This is a genomic window from Methylobacterium amylolyticum, from assembly GCF_030700245.1.
Taxonomy (GTDB): Bacteria; Pseudomonadota; Alphaproteobacteria; order Rhizobiales; family Beijerinckiaceae; genus Methylobacterium.
This window is the reverse complement of the sequence record NZ_JAUYZI010000030.1, coordinates 1-25,770: the sequence shown is the minus strand read 5'-3', so window position 1 is coordinate 25,770 and position 25,770 is coordinate 1. Positions and strand designations below refer to the sequence as shown.

General features: G+C 71.6%; 24 protein-coding genes and 2 pseudogenes. 21 read left to right on the top strand and 5 right to left on the bottom strand.

Going from position 1 to position 25,770, the window contains the following annotated elements; translation table 11 throughout:
- Positions 1–80: 80 nt before the first annotated feature.
- Entirely contained in the window at positions 81–437 is a 357-nt protein-coding gene (locus Q8W71_RS20285; RefSeq protein ID WP_305527216.1) for a hypothetical protein, read from the top strand.
- Here Q8W71_RS20285 and Q8W71_RS20280 read toward each other — a convergent pair.
- Both Q8W71_RS20280 and Q8W71_RS20275 read right to left on the bottom strand, forming a co-directional pair.
- On the bottom strand, positions 409–768 hold the full coding sequence (locus Q8W71_RS20280; protein ID WP_305527215.1) for a hypothetical protein: 360 nt from the start codon (positions 766–768) through the stop codon (positions 409–411). The two genes, Q8W71_RS20285 and Q8W71_RS20280, sit on opposite strands and share 29 nt — an antisense overlap.
- A gap of 145 nt (positions 769–913) precedes the next feature.
- Positions 914–1,141: a hypothetical protein gene (locus Q8W71_RS20275; protein ID WP_305527214.1), complete on the bottom strand. Its 228-nt coding sequence runs from the start codon at positions 1,139–1,141 to the stop codon at positions 914–916.
- 243 nt (positions 1,142–1,384) lie between these two features.
- On the opposite strand from Q8W71_RS20275, the gene ruvB reads away from it, so the two are divergent.
- The 18 genes from ruvB to Q8W71_RS20185 all read left to right on the top strand — a co-directional run bounded on the left by ruvB (position 1,385) and on the right by Q8W71_RS20185 (position 22,152).
- Positions 1,385–2,434, top strand: a complete 1,050-nt coding sequence (gene ruvB / locus Q8W71_RS20270) for a Holliday junction branch migration DNA helicase RuvB (RefSeq protein WP_305527213.1) — start codon at positions 1,385–1,387, stop codon at positions 2,432–2,434.
- Between the two features lie 372 nt (positions 2,435–2,806).
- On the top strand, positions 2,807–3,526 hold the full coding sequence (locus Q8W71_RS20265) for a DUF4142 domain-containing protein (RefSeq protein WP_305527212.1): 720 nt from the start codon (positions 2,807–2,809) through the stop codon (positions 3,524–3,526).
- A gap of 215 nt (positions 3,527–3,741) precedes the next feature.
- Positions 3,742–4,209: a (2Fe-2S)-binding protein gene (locus Q8W71_RS20260; RefSeq protein WP_305527211.1), complete on the top strand. Its 468-nt coding sequence runs from the start codon at positions 3,742–3,744 to the stop codon at positions 4,207–4,209.
- Between the two features lie 11 nt (positions 4,210–4,220).
- Entirely contained in the window at positions 4,221–6,419 is a 2,199-nt protein-coding gene (locus Q8W71_RS20255) for a xanthine dehydrogenase family protein molybdopterin-binding subunit (RefSeq protein WP_305527210.1), read from the top strand.
- Positions 6,416–6,712, top strand: coding sequence for a c-type cytochrome (locus tag Q8W71_RS20250; protein WP_305527209.1), 297 nt, complete (start codon positions 6,416–6,418; stop codon positions 6,710–6,712). Before Q8W71_RS20255 ends, Q8W71_RS20250 begins: the two co-directional genes overlap by 4 nt.
- Positions 6,712–7,986: an NAD(P)/FAD-dependent oxidoreductase gene (locus tag Q8W71_RS20245; protein ID WP_305527208.1), complete on the top strand. Its 1,275-nt coding sequence runs from the start codon at positions 6,712–6,714 to the stop codon at positions 7,984–7,986. The genes Q8W71_RS20250 and Q8W71_RS20245 overlap by 1 nt, the downstream gene beginning before the upstream one ends.
- A 35-nt stretch (positions 7,987–8,021) precedes the next feature.
- On the top strand, positions 8,022–8,450 hold the full coding sequence (gene soxX / locus Q8W71_RS20240) for a sulfur oxidation c-type cytochrome SoxX (RefSeq protein ID WP_305527269.1): 429 nt from the start codon (positions 8,022–8,024) through the stop codon (positions 8,448–8,450).
- Between the two features lie 7 nt (positions 8,451–8,457).
- The gene (locus Q8W71_RS20235) at positions 8,458–8,925 is read left to right on the top strand and encodes a SoxY-related AACIE arm protein (RefSeq protein ID WP_305527207.1); all 468 of its coding nucleotides are present in this window, start codon (positions 8,458–8,460) and stop codon (positions 8,923–8,925) included.
- A 6-nt stretch (positions 8,926–8,931) separates the two neighbouring features.
- Entirely contained in the window at positions 8,932–9,252 is a 321-nt protein-coding gene (locus tag Q8W71_RS20230; RefSeq protein ID WP_305527206.1) for a thiosulfate oxidation carrier complex protein SoxZ, read from the top strand.
- A gap of 9 nt (positions 9,253–9,261) precedes the next feature.
- On the top strand, positions 9,262–10,041 hold the full coding sequence (gene soxA / locus Q8W71_RS20225; RefSeq protein ID WP_305527205.1) for a sulfur oxidation c-type cytochrome SoxA: 780 nt from the start codon (positions 9,262–9,264) through the stop codon (positions 10,039–10,041).
- A 353-nt stretch (positions 10,042–10,394) separates the two neighbouring features.
- Positions 10,395–11,816, top strand: coding sequence for a hypothetical protein (locus tag Q8W71_RS20220; RefSeq protein ID WP_305527203.1), 1,422 nt, complete (start codon positions 10,395–10,397; stop codon positions 11,814–11,816).
- 439 nt (positions 11,817–12,255) lie between these two features.
- On the top strand, positions 12,256–12,447 hold the full coding sequence (locus tag Q8W71_RS20215) for a type II toxin-antitoxin system ParD family antitoxin (protein ID WP_305527202.1): 192 nt from the start codon (positions 12,256–12,258) through the stop codon (positions 12,445–12,447).
- 3 nt (positions 12,448–12,450) lie between these two features.
- Positions 12,451–16,212 (top strand): PAS domain-containing protein, encoded by a 3,762-nt coding sequence (locus Q8W71_RS20210; protein WP_305527201.1) that lies wholly within the window; start codon positions 12,451–12,453, stop codon positions 16,210–16,212.
- Positions 16,209–19,082: a GAF domain-containing protein gene (locus tag Q8W71_RS20205; protein ID WP_305527200.1), complete on the top strand. Its 2,874-nt coding sequence runs from the start codon at positions 16,209–16,211 to the stop codon at positions 19,080–19,082. The genes Q8W71_RS20210 and Q8W71_RS20205 overlap by 4 nt, the downstream gene beginning before the upstream one ends.
- An 89-nt stretch (positions 19,083–19,171) precedes the next feature.
- Positions 19,172–19,348, top strand: coding sequence for a hypothetical protein (locus Q8W71_RS20200; RefSeq protein ID WP_305527199.1), 177 nt, complete (start codon positions 19,172–19,174; stop codon positions 19,346–19,348).
- Positions 19,339–21,045 carry a sensor histidine kinase gene (locus tag Q8W71_RS20195; protein ID WP_305527198.1) on the top strand — a complete coding sequence of 569 codons (1,707 nt, stop codon included), beginning with the start codon at positions 19,339–19,341 and terminating at the stop codon, positions 21,043–21,045. The genes Q8W71_RS20200 and Q8W71_RS20195 overlap by 10 nt, the downstream gene beginning before the upstream one ends.
- A 160-nt stretch (positions 21,046–21,205) precedes the next feature.
- The gene (locus tag Q8W71_RS20190; RefSeq protein WP_305527268.1) at positions 21,206–21,805 is read left to right on the top strand and encodes a recombinase family protein; all 600 of its coding nucleotides are present in this window, start codon (positions 21,206–21,208) and stop codon (positions 21,803–21,805) included.
- A 215-nt stretch (positions 21,806–22,020) separates the two neighbouring features.
- Complete coding sequence (locus Q8W71_RS20185) at positions 22,021–22,152, top strand: hypothetical protein (protein ID WP_305527197.1); 132 nt, start codon at positions 22,021–22,023, stop codon at positions 22,150–22,152.
- A 286-nt stretch (positions 22,153–22,438) separates the two neighbouring features.
- Here the strand turns inward: Q8W71_RS20185 and Q8W71_RS20180 are convergent, their stop codons facing one another.
- Positions 22,439–22,576 (bottom strand): hypothetical protein, encoded by a 138-nt coding sequence (locus tag Q8W71_RS20180; protein ID WP_305527196.1) that lies wholly within the window; start codon positions 22,574–22,576, stop codon positions 22,439–22,441.
- A gap of 40 nt (positions 22,577–22,616) precedes the next feature.
- A pseudogene (locus Q8W71_RS20175) lies at positions 22,617–22,847 on the bottom strand (transposase domain-containing protein); the annotation flags it as partial.
- 306 nt (positions 22,848–23,153) lie between these two features.
- Here Q8W71_RS20175 and Q8W71_RS20170 point away from each other — a divergent pair.
- Together Q8W71_RS20170 and Q8W71_RS20165 are read left to right on the top strand one after the other, a co-directional pair.
- Positions 23,154–23,339 carry a hypothetical protein gene (locus tag Q8W71_RS20170; RefSeq protein WP_305527195.1) on the top strand — a complete coding sequence of 62 codons (186 nt, stop codon included), beginning with the start codon at positions 23,154–23,156 and terminating at the stop codon, positions 23,337–23,339.
- Positions 23,326–25,395, top strand: coding sequence for a recombinase family protein (locus tag Q8W71_RS20165; RefSeq protein WP_305527194.1), 2,070 nt, complete (start codon positions 23,326–23,328; stop codon positions 25,393–25,395). The genes Q8W71_RS20170 and Q8W71_RS20165 overlap by 14 nt, the downstream gene beginning before the upstream one ends.
- 27 nt (positions 25,396–25,422) lie before the next feature.
- On the opposite strand, the pseudogene Q8W71_RS20160 reads toward Q8W71_RS20165, so the two are convergent.
- Positions 25,423–25,770, bottom strand: a pseudogene (locus tag Q8W71_RS20160) (IS66 family transposase); the annotation flags it as partial.

Genomic DNA, 25,770 nt, shown 5'->3' with positions numbered 1-25,770 from the left:
TGGCCCGACCTTCGCGCGGAGCCTAGGCCGGAAGGTTTAACCCGCCGCCAACGCGGCGCGTCCCGGTGCGATTTTCGATTGTGAGTACGCCGCCCATCACGCCCGACGGTCGCTATCTCGTGGTGCGCGGACGCCTGTGGCGGCGGGCGGATCCCGGGCTCGGCCCCGAGCGGCGCGAAGCCCTGGTGCGCGCGCTCATGACCGCGCGGCGTGCCGTGAAGACGGCCAAGGCCGCCGAGCGCGCGGGGGATCCGGAGGCCGCCGCGCATCTGGCGCGGGCGCGGGCAGAGGTGGATGCCGCGAAGACCGCGCTGGGTGAGCGCGGCCCGGTCTGGTGGACGGACGGGACGCCGGACCTGAACCGCCGGCTCGCCCGCAACACGCCCTACGCCGCGTGGTACGCGGGACTCAGCGACGCGGAACGCGAACCTCGATGACCCGGAGGCCCGGATCGCTCCGCCCGGCGCTGCCGCCGTTGACGACCGTCAGCGTCGGTTGGCCGGTCGGCGCCGGCGGCTGACCGGAGACGGTGGGGATCCCGTAGGTTCCGTAGCTCCAGGGACTCGGCACGATCTCGGCCGGCCTGGGAAAGCGGGTGAACGGTGCCCCGACATAGGTCCCGCGGACGAAGTCGCCGGCATAGCCGTAGCCGCCCTCGGTCCCGTAGACGGTTCCGTAGGGCGCCACCCTGCGCCGGCCCTCCGCGGCCGCCGGGACGGTCGCCGTGACGGCCAGCGCGGCCAGGATCGGGAGCGTGCGTGACCACATCGAACCGACTCCTTGGCTGACCGTTCGAGGTCTTCGAGAACCTGTCCTGCCCGGTGTCGTTCCGCGTCCCGGGCTCCCGCCACCCGCGAGGAGTGCTGAGGCGCCACCGACGAGAGGCTTCGCCCCCAGGATCCGCGTCGCGCCGTCAACGGCAGGTGGTGATCCGACGCACGATCCAACCCTCGTTCTCGATCCACAGCCGCCGCCGGATCCGGCTGCAGGTGGTGGGCTCCTCGTGCTCGACCGCCGCCACCGGCTGGATCGGGGACGGTGCCTCCGCAGGTTTGGCGGCGCGGCCGGCGGGGGCGGCCTCCGCGGCGCCCGCGAGGGTGAAGAGCGCGACAAGAGCGCCCGGAAGAAGGGATCGCGGCATGATGGTCTCTGAACCCGCGGGTGCGGCAGCCTGTGCGTGTTTTGCATTGCAATGCACGGCACAGGCGAGCGGTTGCACGATTCGGCGCGTTTCGCCGGGTGTGCCGCCAGCATTGGCGCCGCGCCGGCCGGCCGGCGGTGCGGCGGGGCACGCGGCACCGCGCGCTTAGACTTGGCGCCGCTCCCGCGGTAGGACGACCCGGGCCGGTTGCAGGCCCGCGACAGGTCCACGCGCGACGGGTCCATGAGCAAGCCCAAGCCCCCGACGAACCCGCTTCTGACGCCGGACAAGCGCGCCGACGACGCGGATCAGACGATCCGCCCGCTGAACCTGTCGGAGTTCATCGGCCAGCGCGCGGCGCGTGCCAACATGCAGATCTTCATCGAGGCCGCCCACAAGACCGGGCAGGCCCTCGACCATGTCCTGTTCGTCGGACCGCCGGGCCTGGGCAAGACCACGCTCGCCCAGATCGTCGCGCGCGAACTCGGCGTCAACTTTCGCTCCACGTCCGGGCCGGTGATCGCCAAGGCCGGCGATCTCGCCGCCCAGCTCACCAACTTGGAAGAGCGCGACGTGCTGTTCATCGACGAGATCCACCGCCTCAACCCGGCGGTGGAGGAGATCCTCTATCCGGCGATGGAGGATTACCAGCTCGACCTGATCATCGGCGAGGGTCCGGCGGCGCGCTCGGTCAAGATCGAGTTGCCGAAGTTCACCCTGGTCGGCGCCACCACCCGGGCCGGGCTGCTGACCACGCCGCTGCGCGACCGCTTCGGCATCCCGATCCGGCTGGAATTCTACGAGATCGACGAGCTGGAGCAGATCGTCGCCCGCGGCGCCCGGGTGCTCGGCCTCGGCATGTCGACCGAGGGAGCCAACGAGATCGCCAAGCGGGCGCGCGGCACGCCGCGCATCGCCGGGCGGCTGCTGCGGCGCGTGCGCGACTTCGCGATCGTCGCGGAGGCGGAGACGGTGACGCGGGCGATCGCCGACCGGGCGCTGCGGCTCCTCGACGTGGACGAGGCCGGGCTCGACGTGATGGACCGCAAGTACCTGACGCTCATCGCCGCGTCGTTCGGCGGCGGCCCGGTCGGGATCGAGACGATCGGCGCCGCACTGTCCGAGCCGCGCGACGCGATCGAGGACATCGTCGAGCCCTACCTGATCCAGAAGGGCTTCGTGCAGCGCACGCCGCGGGGCCGCATCCTCACGCCCCACGCCTTCCGCCATCTCGGGCTGGCCGTGCCGGCGCGCGACCCAGTCGGGCAAGCCGCCCTGTTCGGCGACGGGTAGGGTGCCCGAGACCTGCCCGCTGCAATGCACCATGCATGGTTGGGCAATCAGGATCCCGCCGAGCGCATAGGTGTGCGGGTCAGGATTTCGGTCACTCCGGCGGCACCGGCCAACGGCGCGCCAGCGCAATCTGTTGAAAGCAGGGACGTTTTTCGGTTCGAACTTCGGCGCGCTTCGTAATCCGCCCGCGGCGGCAGCGGCGTGGGCTCACGGAATCGCGATGGCACCGATCCGGAACGGCGTCCGAGCGGGACGGTTGAGCGCCCGACGTGCCCCGCCCGGGGCGCCGGTCCGAGCCGTCGGCGATCGAGGTCATCCGTGGACCCGGCGACCGGCCTCGGCTCAACAAGAAGAATGCAGGACATCCCGACCATGAAGACGATCACCCTGGCCGCGCTCGGCCTGTCCGTCGCCGCCCTCGCGACCCCGGCCCTGGCGCAGGACGCGCTCCCGATCCGGATCCTGCCGAACGCCGCCGATGTCGGCGCCGCCGCGACCTCGACCCCCGCCTTCCGCGCCGAGGCCCTGCGTTCGGACGCGGCGAGCATCGAGGCGAGCCGCATTGCTCTCGAGCGTTCGAACAATCCGCGCGTGCGCAACTACGCCAACCGCGTCCTCGTCGAGCGCAAGGCCACCACCGACGCGCTGCTGCCCGCCGGCACCTCCCTCAGCCGCGGCGGTACGGTGGTCTCGGACAACCAGGGCATCCGCACCGATCTCAGCAACCCGGTCGGCCTGGTGCTCGCGCCGGTGACGATCGCCGCCAGCATCGGCACAACGGTGGTCGGCGGCGCGCTCGGCGCCGTGGGGATCGTCGACAACAGCCCGACCGAGCCGGGCCGGCGCGTGGCGCTCGGCGAGCGCGGCATCCAGCGGATCGAGGCGCTGAAGGCTGCCCCGAACGGCCGCGCCTTCGACCGCGCCTACGTCGATCAGCAGGCCCGCTCGGACGCCCGGACCCTGGCGCTGTACGATTCCTACGCGAAGTCCGGCGACAGCACGGCCGGCCGCCGCTTCGCCAACGAGGCGCTGCCCTACATCGCAGACGAGCACGCCCACTCGGCCAACCTCGCCGTCCGTTACGGCGGCTGACCCCATACGCCGCACCGACGCGTCCGCAGAGCCGCCCCCCGTGGGCGGCTCTTCTCGTTCCGGGGCCAAGTTCCGGGGCCAAGTTCCGGGGCCAAGCCGTCCGATCCGTTACGATGCGACGCGCTGACCGCCCGGCGGGACCCCGCCCCTATTGTGACCTCGCCCGATCCGGACGATACCGGACAAGTTAGTGCGGTTCCAACGAGAGGGATGCGATGGCCCGTCTGACGATCAACGGAGTCGTGCGCGAGGTCGACGCGGAGCCGGATACGCCGCTGCTCTGGGTGATCCGCGAGCAGGCCGGGCTCACCGGCACGAAGTACGGCTGCGGCATCGCCCAATGCGGCGCCTGCACTGTCCATATCGACGGGGCGGCGGTGCGCTCCTGCTCCGTCCCGCTCTCGGCCGTCGAGCCGGGACAGAAGATCGTGACCATCGAGGGTTTGGCCCCGGGGGGCGATCACCCGGTCCAGCGCGCCTGGGCGCAGCTCGACGTGCCGCAATGCGGCTTCTGCCAGCCAGGCATGATCATGGCGTCGGCGGCGCTGCTCGCGCAGAACCCGCGTCCGAGCGACGCGGAGATCCGCGCCGAGATCACCAACATCTGCCGCTGCGGCACCTACAACCGGGTGCTCGCGGGGATCAAGCTGGCCGCCGAGGGCGGCCAGTCCGGGCGCGGCTGAGGGACACGGCGATGACCGGCGACACGCACTCCGCCCGCCCCACGCGCCGCGCCTGGATCACCGGAGCCGCCGCGGCGGCCGGCTGCTTCAGCCTCGGCTTCCACGTGCCCTTCGCGCCCGCGCGCGGGGAGACTCTCGGCGCGGCGCCGGCCGCGCCGGAGGTGAACGCCTGGGTCGTGGTCAGGCCGGACGAGACCGTCGTGATCCGCATCGCCCGCTCCGAGATGGGCCAGGGCACGCTCACCGGCCTCGCGCAGCTCGTGGCCGAGGAACTCGGCTGCGACTGGAGCCGGGTCACCACGGAATATCCCACCCCCGGCCAGAACCTGGCGCGCAAGCGCGTCTGGGGCGATTTCTCCACCGGCGGCAGCCGCGGCATGCGCGACTCGCACGAGTACGTGCGCAAGGGCGGGGCCGCCGCGCGCACCATGCTGGTCGCCGCCGCCGCCAAGGGCTGGGGGGTGCCGCCCGCCGCCTGTCAGGTCGAGCGGGGCGTGATCACGCACGCCGCTTCCGGTCGCAGCACCACCTTCGGCGCCGTCGCCGCCGAGGCGGCGAAGCTGGAGCCGCCGGGCGACGTAGTGCTGAAGGACCCCCGGGACTGGACCATCGCGGGCAAGCCGCTCAAGCGCCTCGACACCCTGGCCAAGCTCGACGGCAGCCAGATCTACGGCCTCGATCTCACGCTGCCCGGCATGCTCAACGCGGCGATCCGCGATTGCCCGGTCACCGGCGGCACGGTGAAGAGCTTCGACGCCGCGGCGGTCTCGGGACTGCCCGGCGTGAAGCGGGTGCTCCAGGTCGGCGACAGCGCGGTCGCCGTGGTGGCCGATACGTTCTGGCGCGCCAAGACCGCCCTCGACGCCCTGCCGATCACCTGGGACGAGGGACCCAACGCGGCCGTATCGAGTGCGAGCATCGCCGCGACGCTGCGCGAGGGGCTCGACGCGCCGGACGCCTTCGTCGGCAACAAGGCCGGCGACGTGGAGGGCGCTCTGAAGGGGGCGGCCAAGGTCGTCGAGGCGGTCTACGGCGTGCCGTTCCAGAACCACGCCACGATGGAGCCGATGAACGCCACCGCGGTGTGGACGCCGGAGCGCTGCGAGGTCTGGACGCCCACCCAGAACGGCGAGGCGGCGCTCGCGGCGACCGCCGACGCGGCCGGCCTGCCGGCGACCCGGTGCGAGGTCTACAAGATCCATCTCGGCGGCGGGTTCGGGCGCCGCGGCGCGACCCACGACTGGGTCCGGCAGGTGGTCCTGATCGCGCGGGAGATGCCGGGCACCCCGATCAAGCTGATCTGGACCCGCGAGGAGGACATGACCCACGGCCGGTATCACCCGGTCACGCAGTGCCGCCTGCGCGCCGCGCTGGACGCGGACGGCAACCTCACCGGCCTGCACATGCGCATCTCGGGCCAGTCGATCCTGGCGTCGATCGCGCCGCAGCGCATGGTCAACGGGCGCGATCCCGTGACCTTCCAGGGGCTCAACCCGAGCGGGCCGGAGGCGGCGATCGGCTACACGATCCCGAACCTCCTGATCGACCACGCGATGCGCAACCCGCACATCATCCCGGGCTTCTGGCGCGGCGTGAACCTCAACCCGAACGCGATCTACCTCGAATGCTTCCTGGACGAGCTGGCCCACGCCGCCGGCCAGGATCCGCTCGATTTCCGGCTGAAGCTGATGGGGGCGCACCCAAAGCACCGAGCCGTGCTCGAAGCGGTGGCCGACCGCATCGGCTGGCGCACGCAGCCGCCCGAGGGCGTCCAGCGCGGCCTGTGCCAGACGATGGGGTTCGGCAGCTACGTCGCGGGCGCCGCCGAGGTCTCGGTCTCGGAGTCCGGCGCGCTGAAGATCCACCGCATCGTGGCCGCGACCGATCCGGGCCATGCCGTCAACCCGCAGCAGATCGACGCGCAGATCGCGGGCTCGTTCGTCTACGGCTTGTCGGCGGCGCTCTACGGGGCGTGCACGGTCAAGGACGGGCGGATCGAGCAGACGAACTTCGACACCTACCCGGTCATGCGCATGGACGCGATGCCGGCGGTCGAGGCGATCATCATGCCGTCGGGCGGGTTCTGGGGCGGTGTCGGCGAGCCGACGATCGCGGTGGCGGCGCCCGCGGTGCTGAACGCGGTGTTCGCGGCGACCGGCAAGCGGGTGCGTCAGTTGCCGCTCAGGGACACGGATCTGCGCCGGGCATGAGGGCCGCGCATTCCGCGAGCCTGTTCGCCGTCGTCGCCGCGCTCGGATCCGTCCCGGCGCGGTCGGACGCGGCGCGTCCCCCCGCCGGGGCGTCCTCCTGCACCGGCTGCCACGCGGCGGGCGCGGCGATGGGCGCGCTCGACGGGCGGACCGAGGCCGAGATCGCGGACGCGCTCGCCGCGTTCCGCTCCGGCGCGCGCCCGGCCACGATCATGAACCGCATCGCCACGGGGTTCGACGAGCGCGAGAGCCGGGCCGTCGCCGCCTGGTTCGCCGCGCGGGGCGCGCGCTGATGGGCGGCGCGGCGGACCGCGCGCCCGGGGCGACGCGCCGCTCCGTGCTCGGCGGGGCGGCGGCCTCCGTCCTGGCGCGCCCGGCGCTCGGCGGCGCGCGCCCGCGCGTCGTGGTCGTCGGCGGCGGCTTCGGAGGGGCGACCGCGGCGCGCGAGCTCGCCCGCGGCGGCGCCGACGTGACGCTGGTCGAGGCCTCCGAGGCCTACGTGTCCTGCCCGTTCAGCAACGCGGTGATCGCCGGCCTGCGGGGCATCGACGCCCAGGTGCTGGGCTACGACGCGCTCGGGCGCGCCGGGCTCCGGCTCGTGCGCGGAACCGCGAGCGGGGTCGATCCGGCGGCCCGGCGCGTCGACCTCGGCGACGGCACCGCCCTGCCCTACGATCGCCTCGTCCTGTCGCCCGGCATCGACCTGCGCTTCGACGTGCTGCCCGGCTACGACGCGGACGCGGTGACCGCCATGCCCCATGCCTGGAGGGCGGGCGAGCAGACCGTCCTGCTGGCGCGCCAGCTCGCGGCGATGCCGGAGGGCGGCACCGTCGTGCTCTCCGCGCCGGCCAACCCCTACCGCTGCCCGCCCGGCCCTTACGAGCGGGCCAGCCTTATCGCCCACTTCCTCAAGACCCGGAAGCCGCGGGCCAAGCTGATCCTGCTCGACGCGAAGGACAGCTTCTCCAAGCAGAAGCTGTTCGAGCCGGCCTGGGCCGCCCTGTACCCGGACGTGCTGGAATACGTGCCGCTGGCCTCGGGCGGACAGGTCGCCGCCGTCGATCCCGCGGCGATGATCGTGCGCACCGACTTCGCCGATTACAAGGCCGACGTCGCCTGCATCATCCCGCCCCAGCGGGCCGGGCGCATCGCCGCGCGCGCCGGCTGCGCCGACCGCAGCGGCTGGTGCCCGATCGACCCGGTGACCTTCGAATCGCGCCTCGTCCCCGGCATCCACGTGATCGGCGACGCGGCGATCGCCGGCGCGATGCCCAAATCCGCCTTCTCGGCCAACGCCCAGGGCAAGGTCTGCGCGCAGGCGGTGCTGGACCTCCTCGACGGGCGCGAGCCCGAGAGCCCGCGGCTGATCAACACCTGCTACAGCCTCGTCGCGCCGGGTTACGGCATCTCGGTCGCCGGGGTGTTCCGTCCGACCGACGGCCTGCTGGCGGACGTGCCGGGCGCGGGCGGCATCAGCCCGCCGGACGCGCCGGCCGCCGTGCGCGCCCGGGAGGCCGCCTACGCCGAGAGCTGGTATCGGACGATCACCGGCGCGGTGTTCGGGTGAGGCCGCGCCTCGCCGCCGGCCTCGCCCTGTCGCTGATGGCCGCCACGGCGCGCGCCGAGGGCGGCCTGCGGCCCTACGCGGTCGTCGGCGACGCGATCCCCGCCTCGCTCACCGGGGCGCCGGGCGATCCCGCGCGCGGCCGGGCGATCGTCGCCGACCGCACCCGCGGACTCTGCCTGCTCTGCCATGCCGGGCCGTTTCCCGAGGAGCGGTTCCAGGGCGATCTCGCCCCGAACCTCGCGGGCGTCGGCGCGCGGCGCAGCCCGGGCGCGTTGCGGCTGCGGCTGGTGGATGGCCGGGTGTTGAACCCGGACACCATCATGCCATCCTACTACAGCCTGGAGGGCCTCGCCCGCGTCGGCAGGGCGTGGCGGGACCGGCCGATCCTCGATGCCGCCGAGATCGAGGACGTGGTCGCCTTCCTCGGGACGCTGCGGGATGCCGGCACCGATGCGAAGCCGTGAGGACGCCATGAGGGAGAAGCAGCCGGATCGCCGCCGCGTCCTGGCCGGCACGGCCGGGCTCGCGCTCGCGGTGACGCTGCGTCCGGCGGTGGGCGCGTCGCTGCCGCGCACCGAGACCACCGAGGACGCGATCCGCCGCTTCGCGGGCAGCGCGCGGATCCGTCCGGGCCGGGTCGCCCTCGACCTGCCCCCGCTCGTGGAGAACGGCAACACGGTGCCGCTCGGCGTGACGGTCGAGAGCCCGATGACGCCGGACGACCACGTGCGGCGCATCGGCGTGTTCAACGAGCGGAACCCGCAACCGAACGTCGTCACGGTCCACCTGCGGCCGGGCGCCGGGCGTGCCCAGGTCGCCACCCGCATCCGGCTCGCCGACACGCAGCGCATCACCGCCATCGCCGAGATGAGCGACGGCACCTACTGGTCCGGCAGCGCGGACGCGATCGTGACCCTCGCCGCCTGCCTGGAGGGCTGAGCCGCCATGGCCCGCACCCTGATCAACCTGCCCAAGACCGCCGAGCCCGGCGCTGTCGTGACGATCAAGACGCTGCTCTCCCACCCGATGGAGACGGGCTTCCGCCCCGGCCCCGACGGCCGCATCCTGCCGCGCAACATCGTCACCGCCTTCGTCTGCCGCTTCGAGGGCGAGGAGATCTTCCGCGCCGAACTCTTCCCCGCCTCCGCCGCCAACCCGTACCTGACCTTCACCTGGACCGCGACGCGCAGCGGCCGTTTCAGCTTCACGTGGCAGGGCGACAACGGCTTCGACCAGACCGAGACCGCCGCGATCACGGTGGGCTGAGGCCCGGCGATGCCGCACCCCGCGCCGGCCGTCTTCGCCGCGCTCCTGCTCGCGGCCTCCGCGGCCGGGGCCGGCGAGATCGCCCCCGCCGACCGGCGCTCCGGCTTCGACCAGATGGGCGCCGAGACCCGGGCGATACAGCGGGACGACACCGCCAATCCCGGCATGCTCGCGGTGGCCGACGGGGCCGAGTTGTGGGCGCGGCCGCCCGCGGCCGGGGCGCCCGCCTGCGCCGATTGCCACGGCGCGGACGGCACCGGCCTGCGCGGGGTGGCCGCGCGCTACCCGGCCTGGGACGCGCGGAGCGACCGGCCGATCGACCTCCAGGACCGGATCCGGCAGTGCCGGCGCGACCGGCAGGGCGCGGTCCCGCCGGCCTACGAGAGCCCGGACCTCCTGGCACTGACCGCCTTCGTCGCCCTCCAGTCCCGCGGCGAGCCGATCCGCCCGCCCGCCGATCCCCGCCTCGATCGCGGCCGGGCCGAGGGGCGCGCCCTGTTCGCCGGGCGGATGGGCCAGCTCGGCCTGTCCTGCGCGATCTGCCACGACGACAATTGGGGACGGCGCCTCGGCGCCGCGGCGATCCCGCAGGGTCATCCGACCGGATATCCGCTCTACCGCCTCGAATGGCAGGGGCTCGGCTCGCTCCAGCGGCGTCTGCGCAACTGCATGACCGGGATGCGGGCTGAACCCTTCGCCTACGGATCCCCGGAATTCGTGGCGCTGGAACTCTACCTCGCGGCGCGCGCCGCGCCCCTGCCGGTCGAGACGCCCGCGGTGCGGCCCTGACGGCGGCCCGATCGCGGCCGAGGCCCCAGCCACGGTCCCGCGAGATCACGGGCGACGGGTTCGCCTCCGCGGCACCGATCCGCGACGCGGGCGACGTCCGCGTGGCGGAAGGGGTGGGACAATCGTCCCTCGCCGTTCATCCCAATAAAATCAACAACTTAGAGAGAGCGTCTGCTCCCCTGGTGTAGCACCAGAGTGTAGCAGTCAGCAACCGCACAGATCCGCTCGCCCTTTGAGCCAACCCTTGGCGTTCGTCAGGTGGTCGCCCTTCAGCCCCACTTGCGCGGGGATCCGATACGGTGCGACCCGTCGCCCTCTCCCTCTATAGAAGCCCACTGGTTTCGCCATTCCGCATGCCTGAGCCTACGAGTCCGATCCAACGGTATCGCGAGCGTGTCCAATCCCTCCGGACATTCTCCGCCAGTGCAACCGGTTTCACTGCGCAGAACGCCGAGCGTGACCCCTTCTGGATCGATCGCGTCCGCTTCCACGTGCCAGTCATCGGCATTCGCCGCACCACGGGGGACCTCTATACGTACCTGAAGGAGCGAAAGGGCGTTGGGCCGTTCCAGTTCGGGCAAACGCCGGCCGGACTGAACATGATCGAGTTCAAGGGAAGTCAGTGGCTCTTCAGTACGACGCTGTCATTCTGGCGAACTCGCTCAAGGCCAACCGGTGTCCGAAGGCGCGCGCAGGAGCACACCCATCCTTACATTGGGCGAGCCGACATCACGTTGAACCCCACCCGCCTGTTCGCGCACATGGCTCCCGAGGTCGTGGCGGGCGCTGTCCCTGCCCTGCACACCTTGAGTCTAGAAGCGTCGTCTGATCGCGCCGGAGCGTTGCGGGGGCGTACCCTCGACGGTTCGGACAACGTCATCCCGGACGGCCTGATCGCGGCGGCGATCCGTCTGGATTGGCCGAGGTTCTGCCAGGCATACGCGCAGCGCGTCGTCGAGTGCATGTCCCGCGCGATTGGCACCGTCTACGATGTCGGTGCCGAGCAGGAGGATGGCGCAGACAAGTTCGAATATCTGTTGGACCTGCCCCCGCCCGAACGGTGGAGCCTTCAGCAGACCGAGTTCTACCACGAGTACGCGGTCGACGACGCCGTCGAAGCCGTTCGCCGCGTCGAACCCTACGCGCTGAGCCTGAGCCGCGAGGTCAAGGTCCGCCTCTACGAGAAGCGTGTGCGTGCCGAAACGGTCCGTCGGGACAACGCGCGATCCTTGTCGATGAGCCTGGGTCGGAAGGGAGCCTACTTGGTCCTTTATGCCAAGACGCTCGATCGCGTGCGCGCCGAGATCCGCTACGAGAAGACGCCCGCTACCATCGCCGGCCTGAGCTCCACCGAGTATGCCAAGCATCCGAACGGGATGGCCGACCTGCTCCAGGACATCTCCGCGGAGTCCGCTGGGCGTTTGGCTCAATGGATTTCCGAGTTTCAAGAGAGCATCCCGCGGGGAAGGCCGACCCGCGCCCAGCTCGTCGTGTTCATCAGCACCTTGTCGGCTATCTGCGGCACCGGCCCTCTTCTGACGCGGGTGCTCAACCTCCTGCTGGCGCATGGGGGGCTCATCCCCACGGGGCACGTCGACCTCGATCGGTTGGTTCCGCAGATGGTCAGGCGTCGCCTGATCGTTCGGGTCCGATCAGCCCAGACGCGGAACGTGATCCACTACCGTCTTAGCCCGCACTACGGGGCGGTCGTCCGACTAGTTAGAGCTCTCAATGAGGCCCGTCCCGCGATGGGAACGGAACATTTCCCGCCCTGAAGAGTAACCTGGAGCTGTTGCATCCCACGGACGCGCCGATCTCATCATGTGGTGGGAATAGGGTAAGACTGGTTGCAGCGCGGACGATCGGATGCTTGGCGACGACGTGTAAAGGCAATCCGCGTGGCCTGAATTGGGCTATCAAACCCCAAAACCCTTTCCGGATCTTTCCGCTACATAGGTAGAAGGAAACGCCCCCTCCGGATGGCGCACCTTCTAGCCCCGGGTGTAGTCAGCCGACCGTCGAGGCGGGTCTTGGCACCTTGCTTGAATGCAACCGGTTTCACTGAATGCCCAAGCTTGACCTGCTGCTCGGGGTGTCCTCGCCCTTCGCACAAGCGGGAGTTACGGAACGTCAAGGTCTTCACCCTGCCCCGGTGCCGCGCATGTGATGAGCGGCAGCCTTGTAAGCAGATCCCCCACAGGGCACAGCCGGGCCATGCCCGTGCGCCGGACCATCACCGTCTCGATCACGCCGGAGCAGGAGGACCTGATCCGGGCCTGCCTGCACTCCGGCCGCTTCGCCAGCACCAGCGAGGTCGTGCGCGCCGCGCTGCGCTTGCTCGACCGCGAGGAGGCGCGAGACTTGGCCGGGCGGGCCAAACCCCCAGTGGCGGAAGGCCGGGCCTGAGAGATGAGTTCGACCGCCGAGGTCTCGGCCGCTCGCACTCATCCGGTCCCGCCGATGGCGGGCGGCGGCGCGATGGGTCGGCGCGTCCGCGAGACGGATTGGTCGGCCACACCGCTGGGCGCTTACGCGACGTGGCCGCAGTCGCTGCGCTTCGCCCTCTCCCTGGTACTCAACGCCAAGGGCATCGCCGCCCTGTACTGGGGGGAGCGGCAGTGGCTGCTCTACAACGACGCCTACGCCGCGGCCCTGGGCGACCGGCACCCCTGGGCGTTCGGCCGCCCGATGCCGGAGGCGCTGGCCGACATCGCCCCCGTGCTCGGCCCCCAGGTGGCGGAGGTGCTGCGCACGGGCGAAGGCTTCGCCATCGAGAACCTGCCGTTGACGATGCGCCGCCACGGCCGGGACGAGGAGACCGTCTGGACCTACGGCTTCTCCCCCGTGCAGGGCGAAACCGGCGACTTCGCGGGCGTGCTGCTGCTGGCCACCGAGATGACCCGGCAGAAGGCGAGCGAACGGTCCGAGGAGCGGATCAAAACTCGGCTGGAGACGGCGCTCAGGGTGGCGCGGCTGGGCAGCTACGATTGGCACACCGCGACCGGCGTCGTGGAGTTGAACGCCCGGGCGCGGGAGATCTTCGCCCTGCCTCCGGACGGCCCGGTCCGCGACGCGGAGGTCTTCGCGCGCATGGCCCCGGACGAGTTGGAGCGCGTGCGGGCCGAGGCGATGGCGGCCGTGGGACTGGGCGTCCCGTTCGACGAAAGTAATCTGAAGCGCGTCATCGACATCGACTACGACATCGTTCACCCGGACGGGTCGCGGCGTTCCATCGCGAGCAGCGGCGCCGTCGTCCAGGACCCGGACGGCGCGCGGCGGATGGTCGGCACGTTCAGCGACGTGACCGACCTGAAGCGGGCGGAGACGCGCCTACGCGAGCAGAACGCCACGCTTGAGCAGCGGGTCGAGGAGCGCACAGCCGAGCGCAACCAGATTTGGCGGGTCAGCCAGGACATGCTCATGGTCAGCGACCTTGCGGGGGTCTTCCTGAGCGTCAATCCGGCCTGGACCCGGGTGCTCGGCTGGACCGAGGCCGAACTGGTCGGTCGCACTTCCGAATGGCTGGAGCACCCTGACGACCGGGAGAGGACCCGCGCCGAGATCGCGCGCCTGGCGGGTCACGGTACGCCGACGCTCTCGTTCGAGAACCGCTTCCGCACGCGCGGGGGCGACTATCGCACCCTGGCCTGGACCGCCGTGCCGGAAGGCGACCGGTTTTACTGCGTCGCCCGCGACATCACCGGGGAGCAGGCCCGCGCGGTGGCGCAGGCGGACGCCGAGCGCGTACGCCTGGCCCTGTCGGCCGGGGCGATCATCGGCACCTGGGTCTGGGACCTGCGAGCCGACCGGTTCACCGTGGACGAGGCGTTCGCAACCGCGTTCGGCCTGGACCCGGCGCTCGGCCGCGAGGGCATCCCGCTGGCGCGGATCGTCGCCACGGTCCACCCCGCCGACCAGGCGGGCTTGGCCGCCGCGATCACGGAGGCGGTCGAGCGCGGCGGGCGCTACGCCCACCAGTACCGCGTCCGCCGCCACGACGGCCGGTACCACTGGCTGGAGGCCAACGGCCACGTCGAGCGCGGCCCGGACGGCACGCCGCTGCGCTTCCCCGGCGTGCTGCTCGATGCGGCCTCGCGCCGGCTCGACGCGGTCCTGAGCGAACTGAGCGAGCGCCTGCGGGGCCTCGACACCCCGGAGGAGATGGCGCTGGCGGCGGCAGAGACGGTCGGCCTGGCGTTGGACCTCTCGCGCGTCGCCTACGGCGACATGGACGTGACGGGTCAGCGCATCGTCGTCCGGCCGGACTGGCTCGCCCCCGGTCAGCCCAGCATCGCGGGCGTGCACGACTTCAAGGACTACGGCTCGTACATCGAGGAGCTGCGGCGCGGCGAGGACGCCGTCATCGCCGACGTCGCCACCGACCCCCGGACCTCCGGCCAGGTCGAGAGCTTCCGGGCCATGGACGTCCGAGCGCTGGTCAACCTGCCGCTGATGGAGCGCGGCCGCCTCAAGGTCGTGTTCTGCCTGAACTACAGCGTCCCGCACGCCTGGACCGCCGACGAGCTGACCTTCGCCCGGCGGGTGATGGACCGCACCGAGGTCGAGATCGCCCGGCGCGTGGCCGAGGGCGAGCTGCGCGCCCTGAACGCCTCCCTGGAGCGGCAGGTGGCGGAGCGGACGCAGGAGCGCGACCGCGTCTGGCGCAACGCCCAGGACCTCCAGGTCGTCATCGACGCGGACGGCGTGCTGCGGGCCGTGAGCCCGTCCGCCACACGGCTGCTGGGTTGGACTCCTGAGGAGATGGTCGGCCGTAGCCTATTCGCGTTCACCCATCCGGACGGGCATCCGGCGTCGCGCGACGCGCTGCGGCAGGCCACGCGCGAGCCCCTGCCGTCGCACCGGAACCAGTACCGCCACAAGGACGGCACCTACCGCACGATCTCGTGGATCACGACGCCGGAGAACGGCCTGATCTACTGCTACGGGCGGGACGTGACCGTCGAGACCGAGCAGGCGCACGACCTGTTGCAGGCCGAGGAGGCGCTGCGCCAGTCGCAGAAGATGGAGGCGATCGGCCAGCTCACGGGGGGCGTGGCGCACGACTTCAACAACCTGCTCACCGTCATCAAGTCGTCCACCGACCTACTCAAACGGCCCAACCTCGCCGAGGAGCGCCGCGCCCGCTACGTCGGGGCGATCTCCGACACCGTCGACCGCGCGGCCAGGCTGACCGGGCAGCTCCTGGCGTTCGCCCGGCGCCAAGCGCTCAAGCCCGAGGTGTTCGATGCCGCCGACGGCGTGCGCGGCCTCGCCGACATGATGCGCACGCTGACCGGCTCGCGCGTGCACATCGCCACCGACCTGCCGGCGGTCCCCTGCTACGTCGACGCCGATGCCAGCCAGTTCGACACCGCGCTGGTCAACCTCGCGGTCAACGCCCGCGACGCCATGAACGGCGAGGGCCGGATCAACATCCGAGTGGGGGTGGTCGAGGCCGTCCCGGCGACCCGCTCCCATCCTCGCGTCGCAGGGGCCTACGTGGCGGTCTCGCTCGGTGACACCGGCAGCGGCATCCCTGCGGGTATGGTCGAGCGGATCTTCGAGCCATTCTTCACGACCAAGGAGGTGGGCAAGGGCACCGGGCTGGGCCTGTCCCAGGTGATCGGGTTCGCCAAGCAGTCCGGGGGCGACGTGACGGTCGAGAGCACGGTAGGCACGGGCACCACGTTCACCCTGTTCCTGCCGCGGGTGTCGGCCCCCGCGCGGGTCGAGGCGGAGGAGGAGACCGAAGCGCTGATCGACGGTCAAGGCACACGGGTGCTGGTCGTCGAGGACAACGTCGAGGTCGGCACCTTCGCGGTGCAGACGCTGAGCGACCTCGGCTACGTCCCCACCCTGGCGGCGGACGGCACGGCGGCGCTGGCCGCGCTGGCCGAGGGCGCCGACCGGTTCGACGTGGTGTTCTCGGACGTGATGATGCCGGGGATGAGCGGGGTCGAGCTGGGGCAGGAGGTCCGCCGCCGGTACCACGACGTCCCGATGGTGCTGACCTCGGGCTACAGCCACGTCCTGGCGAAGGACGGCACCCACGGGTTCGAGCTTCTGCACAAGCCGTACTCTGTCGAGCAGCTCTCGCAGATCCTGCGCAAGGCCGCCGGCAAGCGGCGGCGCAAGCAGGTCACCCGTCAGCCATTCACCCGGGACACATGACCCGCGTTCCCGACCGCTCGCGTGCCCTCGATCCCTACGCGGTCATGGACACGCCGCCGGAGAGGGCGTTCGACGACCTCGCCCGGGTCGCCGCCCTCCTGTGCGCGACGCCCACCGCGCTCGTCACCCTCGTCGACGGTACGCGACAGTTCTTCAAGGCGCGCGAGGGCTTCGACGGCGGACCCGACGCGCCGCTCGACGCCGGCTTCTGCCCGATCGCGGTGCGCACCGGAGCGCCCCTGGTCATCCGCGACACGCTGGCTGAAGGACACAGAGGCAACGCCGCGGTCAGCGAGGGCGGCGTGCGCTTCTACGCCGGCATGCCGCTGCGGACCGCGGAGGGGGAGGTCCTGGGCACGCTGTGCGTCCTCGATCGACGCCCCCGCCCCGACGGCCTGGCGGCGCCGCAGGAGGAGGGTCTGAGACGACTGGCCGACCAAGTCGTCGATCAACTTGAGATGCGGCGCGCTCTGGCCGAGCGGGATGGTCTCCTCGCGGACCGGCGAACGGCGACCCGAGACCGACTGGCCCTCGGCCGCACGCAAGGGACCGTCGCGGCGAGCGGGGGTGACCTCGACGCCATCCTCGCCGCCCTGGTCGACGGGGCGATGCGCGCCGTGCCCGCGGCCGAGGGCGGCGTCATGGAGATGCTCGACGGCCAGGAGTTGGAATACCGTGCCGTGGGCGGCACCCTGGCCCCGCACCGGGGCGTGCGCGTCCCGCTGTACGGCAGCACGTCGGGCGCCTGCGCACGGACTGGCGAACCGATCCTGCTGTCCGACGCCTTGACCGACCCGCGGGTGAAGGCGGATCTGCGCCCGATCATCGGGCTGCGCTCCGGCGTGCACGCGCCGGTCGTCCGCGGCGATCGCGTGCTCGGCGTGCTCAAGCTGCAGGCGAGCCGGCCGGACGCATTCACGGAGCACGACCTGGAGCTGGTCGTGGCGTTCGCCGGCTTGGCCACGGTGGGGCTGACCGAGGCGAGCGAAGTCGCTGCCCTGCGGTCCTTGAGCGCGGGCGCGCAGCGCCAGCGGGCGATCTTCGACAGCACGACGCAGTTCGCGATCGTCGTCACCGACCGCGACGGCCGGGTCACCGACTGGAACAGCGGCGCCGAGCGCGTCCTCGGCTGGACGGCCGACGAGATGCGCGGGGGGACCATCGAGCGGATCTTCACCCCGGAGGACCGCGCCGGCGACCGCGCCGGCGTCGAGATGCGGTTGTCCCTGGAGCACGGCCGCGCCTCGGACGAGCGCTGGCACCTCAAGCGGGATGGCGCCCGGTTCTGGGCGTCGGGCGAGATGATGCCGCTGCGCGACGCAGGCGGGGGCCACATGGGCTTCGTGAAGGTGCTGCGCGATCGCACCGAGGAGCACCTGGCCGGGAAGGCACTGGCGGAAGCCGAGGCCGGCCTGCACCGCGCGCAGGCGGCGGGCGGCGTGGGTCTGTTCGCGGTCGAGATGTCGGACAACACGCTCCGCCCGACCCCGGAATTCTGCCGCCTCTACGGCCTGCCGGTCCGGGACGCGTATCCCTCCACCGCGTTCGAGGACTTGGTGGTCCCGGAGGACGCGCACCTCGTCTCGACGGCTGCGACCCGCGGGAGCGGCGACGCCCCGCGCGATGTCGAGTACCGCATCCGTCGTCCCGACACCGGCGCGGTCCGCTGGATCGGCCGCCGGGGCGATCTCGAACGCGACGGAGACGGTCGACCGGTGCGTTTCGTGGGGGCGGCCCGCGACATCACCGACCGACGCGAGGCCGCCGCCCACCAAGCGGCGCTGCTCGCCCTGGGCGACCGCCTGCGCGACCTGCGGGCCGTCCCGGAGATGACGCGGGCGGCCGCCGAGATCGTCGGGCGGGCGCTGGGGGTCAGCCGGGTCAGCTTCGGCCTGATCGACGCGACCACCGGCACGCTGCGGGTCGAGCCGGACTGGATGGCGGAGGGGCACGCCAGCATCGCCGGCGTCCACCGGTTCGCCGACTACGGCGACATCCTCGACGGCCTGCTGCGCGGCGAGCCGCTGATCGTCCCAGACGTGGCGCTCGACCCACGCACCGCCGGGGACGTTGCGCAGTGGCGCACGATCGGCGTGGCGGCGCTCCTCGACATCCCGGTGCGCGAGCGCGGACGGACGGTGGCGATCTACCTCGTGCACCACCACGAACCGCGGGATTGGAACGAGGCAGAGATCGCCTTCGTGCGGGCGGTGGCCGATCGGGTCGACGTCGGCGTGGCGCGGGTGCGGGCGGAGGAGCGGCGGGCGCTGCTCAACCAAGAGCTGTCGCACCGGCTGAAGAACACGCTGGCGATGGTGCAGGCGATCGCCACGCAGACCATGCGCGGCGCGTCCGATCTCGACACGGCCAAGGAGGTGCTCGCCGCCCGGCTGATCGCACTGGGCAAGGCGCACGACATCCTGATGGCCGGCGAGGGCGAGCGCGCTGACATGCGGGCGGTGATCGCGCAGGCGCTGGCGATCCACGACGACGGACGGCACGGCCGGTTCCGGCTTGACGGTCCGGCGGTCGTGTGCGGCGAGAAGGCGGCGCTGTCGCTGGCGCTGATGATGCACGAGTTGGCCACCAACGCGGCCAAGTATGGGGCACTCAGCACGGCGGACGGGCGTGTCGACATCGACTGGACGGTGGCGCCGTCCGCCATGGGAACGGACGAGATCCGTCTGACGTGGTCGGAGCGCGGTGGACCGCCCGTGATGCCACCGCCGCGCAAAGGGTTCGGCTCACGGCTGATCGAGCGCGGGCTGGCCGGGGCGGTCGGCGGGAGCGTGAGATTGGACTACCGTTGCGAGGGTCTGGTCTGCGAGGTGGTCGGCCCGCTCGCCGGGTTCTCGCCCGAAGCGACATGAGCGAGCGAGGTCGTACCATCCAAGTCCGTTCTGACGATGCGGGGTGGTGCCCTCCCCAGTCGACGGTCGCCGCCGTCGAAGCCGCGTGGGTGCCGACGCAGATGAAGCTTTCGACGGGTATCGATCCGTCGGACATCGCTATCCGCATGCCCGAAACGCGGGATGGCGTGGACCCCGCCCGCGAGGCGGCGCGCCTCCGGCCGACGCGTGCCCTGGACACTGTGATCGACGCAGCTTCCGCCACCGGCGGCGTGCGATGTCTCTGACGATCCGCATCCTGCTTCTGGTCCTGCTCGCGCTCGCCCCGGCGTTGGCGATCCAGGGCTACAACGAGGTCGTCCTGCGCAACGCGCGCGATCAGGCGGTGCGTGCCGACACGATGGCCACCGCCCGCGCCGTGGCCGACGACCTCGCCCAGATCGCTGAGAGCGTGCGCCAGTCCCTCGACCTCGTCGCCCAGGACCCGAGCGTGCGCGGCCTCGACCCCGCCGCCTGCAACGACTACCTGCGCCGCGCCGCCGCCGCACTGCCCCACGTCAATCTGCTGGCTCTCACCCGCCCGGACGGCACGTTGGTGTGCAACAGCATCGGCTCGCCCCCCGGCGCCTACACCAACGCCGCGCGCGCCTACCACCGCCGCGCGCTGGCCGAGGGCAGCTTCGTCATGGGCACCTACGCCCGCGGCGTCGCCACCGGAAGGGACTCGATCCACTTCGCCGAGCCGGTCCGGGGCGCAGACGGCGCCGTCGACGGCGTGGTCGTGGCCTCCGTCGACCTCGCGTGGCTGTCGCAGCACCTGGAGCAGGCGCTGCGCCTGCCGAGCACCTCTCTGACGGTGGCCGACGCGGACAACGTCATCATCGCCCGTCGGCCGGATGGCCTCGACTGGATCGGGCGCCCCATCCCGGCGGAGCGGCAGACCCTGCTCGCCGACCGGGGCGAGGGCGTGCGCCTCGACCTCGGCATCGACGGGCGCGAGCGCGTGCTGGCCAACGCCCGACCGAATAACCCCGCGGTACGGGCGTGGGTCACGGTGGGGCGCGACCGGGACGTGGCCTTCGCCGACGTCGACGCGGCCGCGCGGCGTGGGCTGATCCTGATCGGCCTGAGCGCCGCGCTCGCCGTGGCCGCTGCGCTCCTGGCCGGGCGCCTGTTCATCCGCCGCCCGTTCGAGCGCCTGCTGCGGGCCGCTACGGCGTGGCAGACGGGGGATCTGACGGCCCGCACGGGTCTGTCCGGGCGGGACGAGTTCGGGCAGCTCGGGGTCAAGCTCGACGCCATGGCCGGGACGCTCCGGCGCAACGAGGCCGAGCTGAAGGGCGAGGTCGCCCGCGGGCTGGAGATGCAGGAGCGGCAGGTCACGCTGCTGCACGAGCTGAACCACCGGGTGAAGAACACGCTGGCCACGGTGCAGGCGCTGGCGCGGCAGTCGACCCGGGGCGGCGAGGCCCCGGGGGAGCGCTTGGAGGCGCGCATCCTCTCTCTGTCGAAGACCCACGACCTGCTCACCCGGGATGAGTGGAGCGGGGCGTCGCTGACCGAGATGCTGGAGAACGAGCTGTCGCCCTACCGCGCGGGGCCGGACCACATCGTCCTGGACGGCCCGGAGGTGGAGCTGCCGCCGCGGCACGTGCTGGCGCTGGGCATGACGGTGCACGAGCTGGCCACCAACGCCGCCAAGTACGGCGCGCTGTCCGTCCCCGGGGGGCGGGTGCGGGTCGTGTGGTCGCTCGCCCGGGGCGAGTCGGGCGCGGACCGGCTGCGCTTGGCGTGGCGGGAGAGCGGCGGCCCGCCGGTGGCGGCGCCGACGCGGGCGGGGTTCGGCACGCGGCTGATCGCCGGGGGCGTGCGGCGCGAGCTAGCGGGCGAGGTCGACCTGACCTTCGAGGCGGACGGCCTGCGCTGCCGGCTCGACGTGCCGCTGGACCCCGCCGTCAGCGCGATGCTGTCACCGACGCAGTAGCGTGGAGCCTCTGACCGGATGGGTATACCCCAACGAGACGCAGCCACGAGACACATTCTCCGTCTCGTATGGATTGACTTCGGATATTCAAGACAGCAGATTGTGAGGGTCTAGAGGCATCCGAGACAGGAAGCGTCCAGTGACCCACCCGCCCGTGAAGATCCGCACCCGCAACCCCGCCTCGGCCCAGGACGCCCCCGCCCCGGCCGGCCACGTCTATGGCTACGCGCGCGTATCGACCACCGATCAAGATCTGAGCGTCCAGGAAGCCGCCTTGCACGCCGCCGGATGCGAGCTGGTCCGGGCAGAGAAGCGCTCCGGCGCCACCATCGAGGGGCGTTCTGAGCTGCGCACCCTCATGGACTTCGCTCGGAAGAGGGACACGATCGTCGTCACCCGTATCGACCGGCTGGCACGCTCGATCGCCGACCTCGCCGGCATCGTGCGCGAGCTGGAGACCAAGGGCGTTGCCCTCCGCGCCACGGAACAGCCCATCGATACCGGGAGCGCCGCCGGCAAGGCATTCCTGGGCATGCTCGGTGTGTTCGCGGAGTTCGAGACCAACATACGACGCGAGCGGCAGTTGGAGGGTATCGCCAAGGCCAAGGCGGAGGGCGTGTACAAGGGCCGGCCTGCCTCGATCGATGCCGCCGCCGTCCGGGCGCTATCCGCGGAGGGGGTGGGGGGCTCTGAGATCGCTCGCCGTCTCGGGATCGGTCGGGCTTCGGTCTACCGTTTGCTCGGTGAGAAAATCGCCTGACCCCCACCCACAGTGAAACCGGTTGCACCGGCCATGGTCATGGGGTGCCAGGATCGTGGTTCCGCAGAACCGCTTGAGCCCACCGGCCCAGCCCCAGGAATTCGGGGGGCAAGAGGCTGGACCGGCGGTGTTCCGTGAAGGAACGCCACAGCTTGATGGCATGCAACGCATCCGTCAACGCTTGGGTTGATGGGCGATCCTCCTGCCGATCCCGGATGAAGATCGATGTGATGGGCCGTCAGAAGACGCTGCGACAGATCTGGGAAAGCGCGATCCTGCTGGGCTTAAGCCTGTTGATCTGGGCTATGCTCGGATGGCAGCTCGCACACCAGCTCGGGCTGTTGTGATCGGCTGGAACCCTCGCAGGGCCTATGAGCGTGATGGGACCATGATCATCCCGCCGACTGTCGGGGACGCCCGTGCCGAGGGTGAAACGACGGCTGCGGCGAACTGCAACACCTGCGGGCACGATCCGATCGTGAGCACGGACGGGATACCGGCCGATCTACCCTTCCCAGATATCGCCCTGGGCCTGCGATGCTCGGCCTGCGGCTCCAAGCTATCAACGTGCGCAAGGACATGCTCGCGCACTACCGCCGGATGCGGGAGGACTGGGGTTGGCGCGCGGGGTGATCACCCTCGCGGCGGCGCCGAGCCACTAAGCACGTCGAGCAGCTTGTCGAGTTCGGCGACCGCCTCAGCCATCACCCTGGCCGTCTCCCGATAGGGGTTAGCGGGGTCGTCCGGCACGATCGTGAGCAAATCCCTCACGCCGTCCAGGTCCGTAAGCGCTCGGCGGCGGGCCTTCCGGTCAGGCAGCGTGAGCGACGGGCGGGGCCGGCGTCCAGTTCCAGGGGAGCAGGTCGGCCAGCCGCTTTGCCGGATGGTCGGCGATGCGGGTGAGCACGTCGCGCAGATACGCCTCGCTGTCGAGCCCGTTCAGCTTGGCGCTCTCGATCAGGGTGTAGAAGGCGGCAGCGCGCTCGGCCCCGCGCTCCGAGCCGGCGAACAGGTAGTTCTTGCGCCCCACCGCCATCTCACGGTCATTCTGCCCATGTCGGTGAGGATGCCGTCGTCCACTACCGCTGGCATCCTCTCGCCGGCCGTCGTGTCCGCGTCCACGGTATCCAGCAGCGCGGTGATGGCCGGTTCGCCTCGATCGAGGCGGCCCCCGGCGTCGTCACCATCGTGGCCGCCTGGATGCTGGATCCGGTCACTTGTGCCACCCTGACGGTGGGATTGCCGCGCCTGGGACTGGGCGCCCTCTCAGCTCTGCACGCGTGGCTCGCCGAACGCGGATATCGGCGAAGCTCCCGAGCCGACCTCACCGTCGCCTCGGAGCCTCCGCATGCGCAACCCGCCCAGATCGACCCGGCCGCCCCCGGCCCCACGCCAGCTCTTCCTGAGCTTCGACGCCCCGCGGCTGCGGGGGCTGAGTCTCGCGCAACGCCGTCTGGTGCTCGCCAGGCTGGCCGGCCTGATGCTGGAGGCCACCGGTCTTCCCGCGCCGGAGCACGCCCATGACGAGCGCTGAGCCCCTCCCGGTCGCGGTGCTGACCCGCAAGGCCATCGTCTACGTGCGCCAATCCACCCCGGGGCAGGTCCTGGCCAACCAGGAGAGCCGTCGGCGCCAGTACGATCTGGTCGCAGTCGCCCGCCGCCACGGCTTCCGCGACGTCGAGGTCATCGACGACGATCTCGGCCGCTCCGCCGGCGGCGCGGTGGCCCGGCCCGGCTTCGACCGGCTCGTGGCAGCCCTCTGCGCCGGGACGGTGGGCGCGATCCTGTGCCTGGACGCCTCTCGCCTCTCGCGCAACGGCCGCGACTGGCACCATCTGCTGGAGCTGTGCGGTCTCGTGGACGCCCGGGTGATCGACCTCGACGGCGTGTACGATCCCTGCCGCCCCAACGACCGCCTGTTGCTCGGCATGAAGGGCAGCATCAGCGAGTTCGAACTCGGCCTGCTGCGCGCCCGCATGTTCGAGGCCGCCCGCGCCAAGGCCCGCCGGGGCGAGCTGCGCATCGGTGTGCCCGTCGGCTACGTCTGGCACCGAGAGGTCGGTCTCGGGCTCGATCCCGACCTGCGCGTCCAAGAGGTCGTCCGCGCGATCTTTGCCCGCTTCCGCGCGCTGGGCAGTGCTCGCCGCGTGCTGCTGGCCATGACGGCTGACCGCGTCCACTTCCCGCGCCCGTCCGAGGTCGGCAAGGGGGTGAGCTTCGACTGGACGCCGATCCGCTACCGCAACGTGATCACGGTGCTCAAGAACCCGTTCTACGCAGGCGTCTACGCCTACGGCAAAAGTGAGAAGCGCACCGCGATCGTCGACGGGCGTGCGCGCAAGAGCTACGGTCACGGCCTGCCGCTCGAACGCTGGGATGTCCTGCTCAAGGAGCACCACGAAGGCTACATCGGCTGGGCGGAGTACGAGCGCAACCAGGAGTATCTGGCTGCCAACGCCTACGGCCGGCCCGGCGGGGCCAAGTCGGGCCGCGGTGGGCACGCGCTGCTTCCGGGGCTGCTCACCTGTGCCCGGTGCGGTCGCCGGCTGGCTGTGGCCTACACCGGGCGGCTCTCGCGCCGACCCGTGTACCGGTGCGACCGTCCCAACCTCATGCTGGGGCGCCCGCGCTGCATGAGCTTTGGCGGTCCGCGGATTGACGCCGCCGTGGCGCAGGAGATCCTGGTCGCGGTGGCGCCGATGGCGGTCGAGGCCGCGATGGATGCCGAGCGGATGCGCATGGAAGCCCGAGACGAACGCCGCCGCTTGGCGGAGCTGGATCTGCGTCAGGCCCGCTACGAGGCCTCGCTGGCCGAGCGACGCTACGCGGCCTGCGATCCAGACAACCGCCTGATCGCCGCTCAGCTTGAGAAGAACTGGGAGGCCGCGCTCCGGCGCGTGGCGGCCTGTGAAGCCCATCTGGAGGTGCCGGAGGTGGATCGGTCCGCCGCGATGCCGGATCTGATGGGCTTGGCCGACGACCTCCAGGCGGCGTGGAATGCTCCGGGCGTGAGCACGCGCACCCGCCAGCAACTCCTGCGCGCCCTCATCGTCGACATCGTCGCAGATGTCGACGAGGCGAACCGTGAGGTGGTCCTAACCATCCATTGGCACGGCGGCCAGCACTCGTCGCTTCGTGTCCGCAAGCCCCGGACCGGAGAGCACGGCTGCCGAACGCCGGACGAGGCGCTGGCCGTGATGCGGTCGATGGCTGCGCGCTGGTCCGACCAGGACATCGCCGCGTCGCTGAACCGGATGGGCCTGCCAACCGGCCAGGGCAAGACCTGGACGGCGCACCGCGTCAGCTCTCTGCGCCGGGTTCATGGCATCCACGCCTACCTGTCGGCCGACAAGGCGAGCGGCTGGCTGACCATGACCGAGGCCGCCGCTCGGCTTGGCGTCACCAATCATCGCATCCGTCGCCTGATCAGGGACCGGGTTCTCCCGGCCGAGCAGGTCGTAGCTGGTGCACCCTTCCAGATCCGGGCCTCGGATCTGGACGATGACGCGGTCAAGGCCGCGATCGAGCGGACAGATCGCCCGTGTCGGGCTGTAACTGACAAGCAGCTCTCAATGCTATCAATGACTTGAGAAAGGGATGCACAATGAACCGGCCCTCGCCACGCCGCGCAGCGCCCGCTCGGCCGCGTTGTTGTCGAGCGCGATGCGCCCGTCGTCGAAGGCGCGCGTGAGCGCGGTCCAGCGCGCCAGCATGTAGCGCAACGCCTTGGCCAGGTCGGATCGACCCGGCACCTGGGACAGGCTCGCCTCCGCCCATGCCTTCAGCGCCGCCGCCAGCGGCCTCGCGCGGGCCTGCCGCTCGCGGGTGCGGGCGTCGGGCGGCTTGCCGTGCAGGCCGCGCTCGATGCCGTAGAGCGCGCCGATCCGCGCCAGCGCCTCCGCCGCCAGGGTCGAGCCGGTCGCGGCGTGCACGTCGAAGAACTTGCGTCGCACGTGCGCCCAGCA

What these genes read in the sequence shown, in the direction of transcription:
- Q8W71_RS20165 (WP_305527194.1), top strand. Translation starts at nt 23,326, where the DNA reads ATGACGAGCGCTGAGCCCCTCCCGGTCGCGGTGCTGACCCGCAAGGCC.
- Q8W71_RS20215 (WP_305527202.1), top strand. Translation starts at nt 12,256, where the DNA reads ATGCCCGTGCGCCGGACCATCACCGTCTCGATCACGCCGGAGCAGGAG.
- soxX (WP_305527269.1), top strand. Translation starts at nt 8,022, where the DNA reads ATGGCCGCCACGGCGCGCGCCGAGGGCGGCCTGCGGCCCTACGCGGTC.
- Q8W71_RS20260 (WP_305527211.1), top strand. Translation starts at nt 3,742, where the DNA reads ATGGCCCGTCTGACGATCAACGGAGTCGTGCGCGAGGTCGACGCGGAG.
- Q8W71_RS20195 (WP_305527198.1), top strand. Translation starts at nt 19,339, where the DNA reads ATGTCTCTGACGATCCGCATCCTGCTTCTGGTCCTGCTCGCGCTCGCC.
- Q8W71_RS20230 (WP_305527206.1), top strand. Translation starts at nt 8,932, where the DNA reads ATGGCCCGCACCCTGATCAACCTGCCCAAGACCGCCGAGCCCGGCGCT.
- Q8W71_RS20275 (WP_305527214.1), bottom strand. Translation starts at nt 1,141, where the DNA reads ATGCCGCGATCCCTTCTTCCGGGCGCTCTTGTCGCGCTCTTCACCCTC.
- Q8W71_RS20205 (WP_305527200.1), top strand. Translation starts at nt 16,209, where the DNA reads ATGACCCGCGTTCCCGACCGCTCGCGTGCCCTCGATCCCTACGCGGTC.
- Q8W71_RS20220 (WP_305527203.1), top strand. Translation starts at nt 10,395, where the DNA reads ATGCCTGAGCCTACGAGTCCGATCCAACGGTATCGCGAGCGTGTCCAA.
- Q8W71_RS20255 (WP_305527210.1), top strand. Translation starts at nt 4,221, where the DNA reads ATGACCGGCGACACGCACTCCGCCCGCCCCACGCGCCGCGCCTGGATC.
- Q8W71_RS20280 (WP_305527215.1), bottom strand. Translation starts at nt 768, where the DNA reads ATGTGGTCACGCACGCTCCCGATCCTGGCCGCGCTGGCCGTCACGGCG.
- Q8W71_RS20250 (WP_305527209.1), top strand. Translation starts at nt 6,416, where the DNA reads ATGAGGGCCGCGCATTCCGCGAGCCTGTTCGCCGTCGTCGCCGCGCTC.
- Q8W71_RS20185 (WP_305527197.1), top strand. Translation starts at nt 22,021, where the DNA reads ATGAAGATCGATGTGATGGGCCGTCAGAAGACGCTGCGACAGATCTGG.
- Q8W71_RS20210 (WP_305527201.1), top strand. Translation starts at nt 12,451, where the DNA reads ATGAGTTCGACCGCCGAGGTCTCGGCCGCTCGCACTCATCCGGTCCCG.
- Q8W71_RS20265 (WP_305527212.1), top strand. Translation starts at nt 2,807, where the DNA reads ATGAAGACGATCACCCTGGCCGCGCTCGGCCTGTCCGTCGCCGCCCTC.
- soxA (WP_305527205.1), top strand. Translation starts at nt 9,262, where the DNA reads ATGCCGCACCCCGCGCCGGCCGTCTTCGCCGCGCTCCTGCTCGCGGCC.
- Q8W71_RS20170 (WP_305527195.1), top strand. Translation starts at nt 23,154, where the DNA reads ATGCGCAACCCGCCCAGATCGACCCGGCCGCCCCCGGCCCCACGCCAG.
- Q8W71_RS20235 (WP_305527207.1), top strand. Translation starts at nt 8,458, where the DNA reads ATGAGGGAGAAGCAGCCGGATCGCCGCCGCGTCCTGGCCGGCACGGCC.
- Q8W71_RS20245 (WP_305527208.1), top strand. Translation starts at nt 6,712, where the DNA reads ATGGGCGGCGCGGCGGACCGCGCGCCCGGGGCGACGCGCCGCTCCGTG.
- ruvB (WP_305527213.1), top strand. Translation starts at nt 1,385, where the DNA reads ATGAGCAAGCCCAAGCCCCCGACGAACCCGCTTCTGACGCCGGACAAG.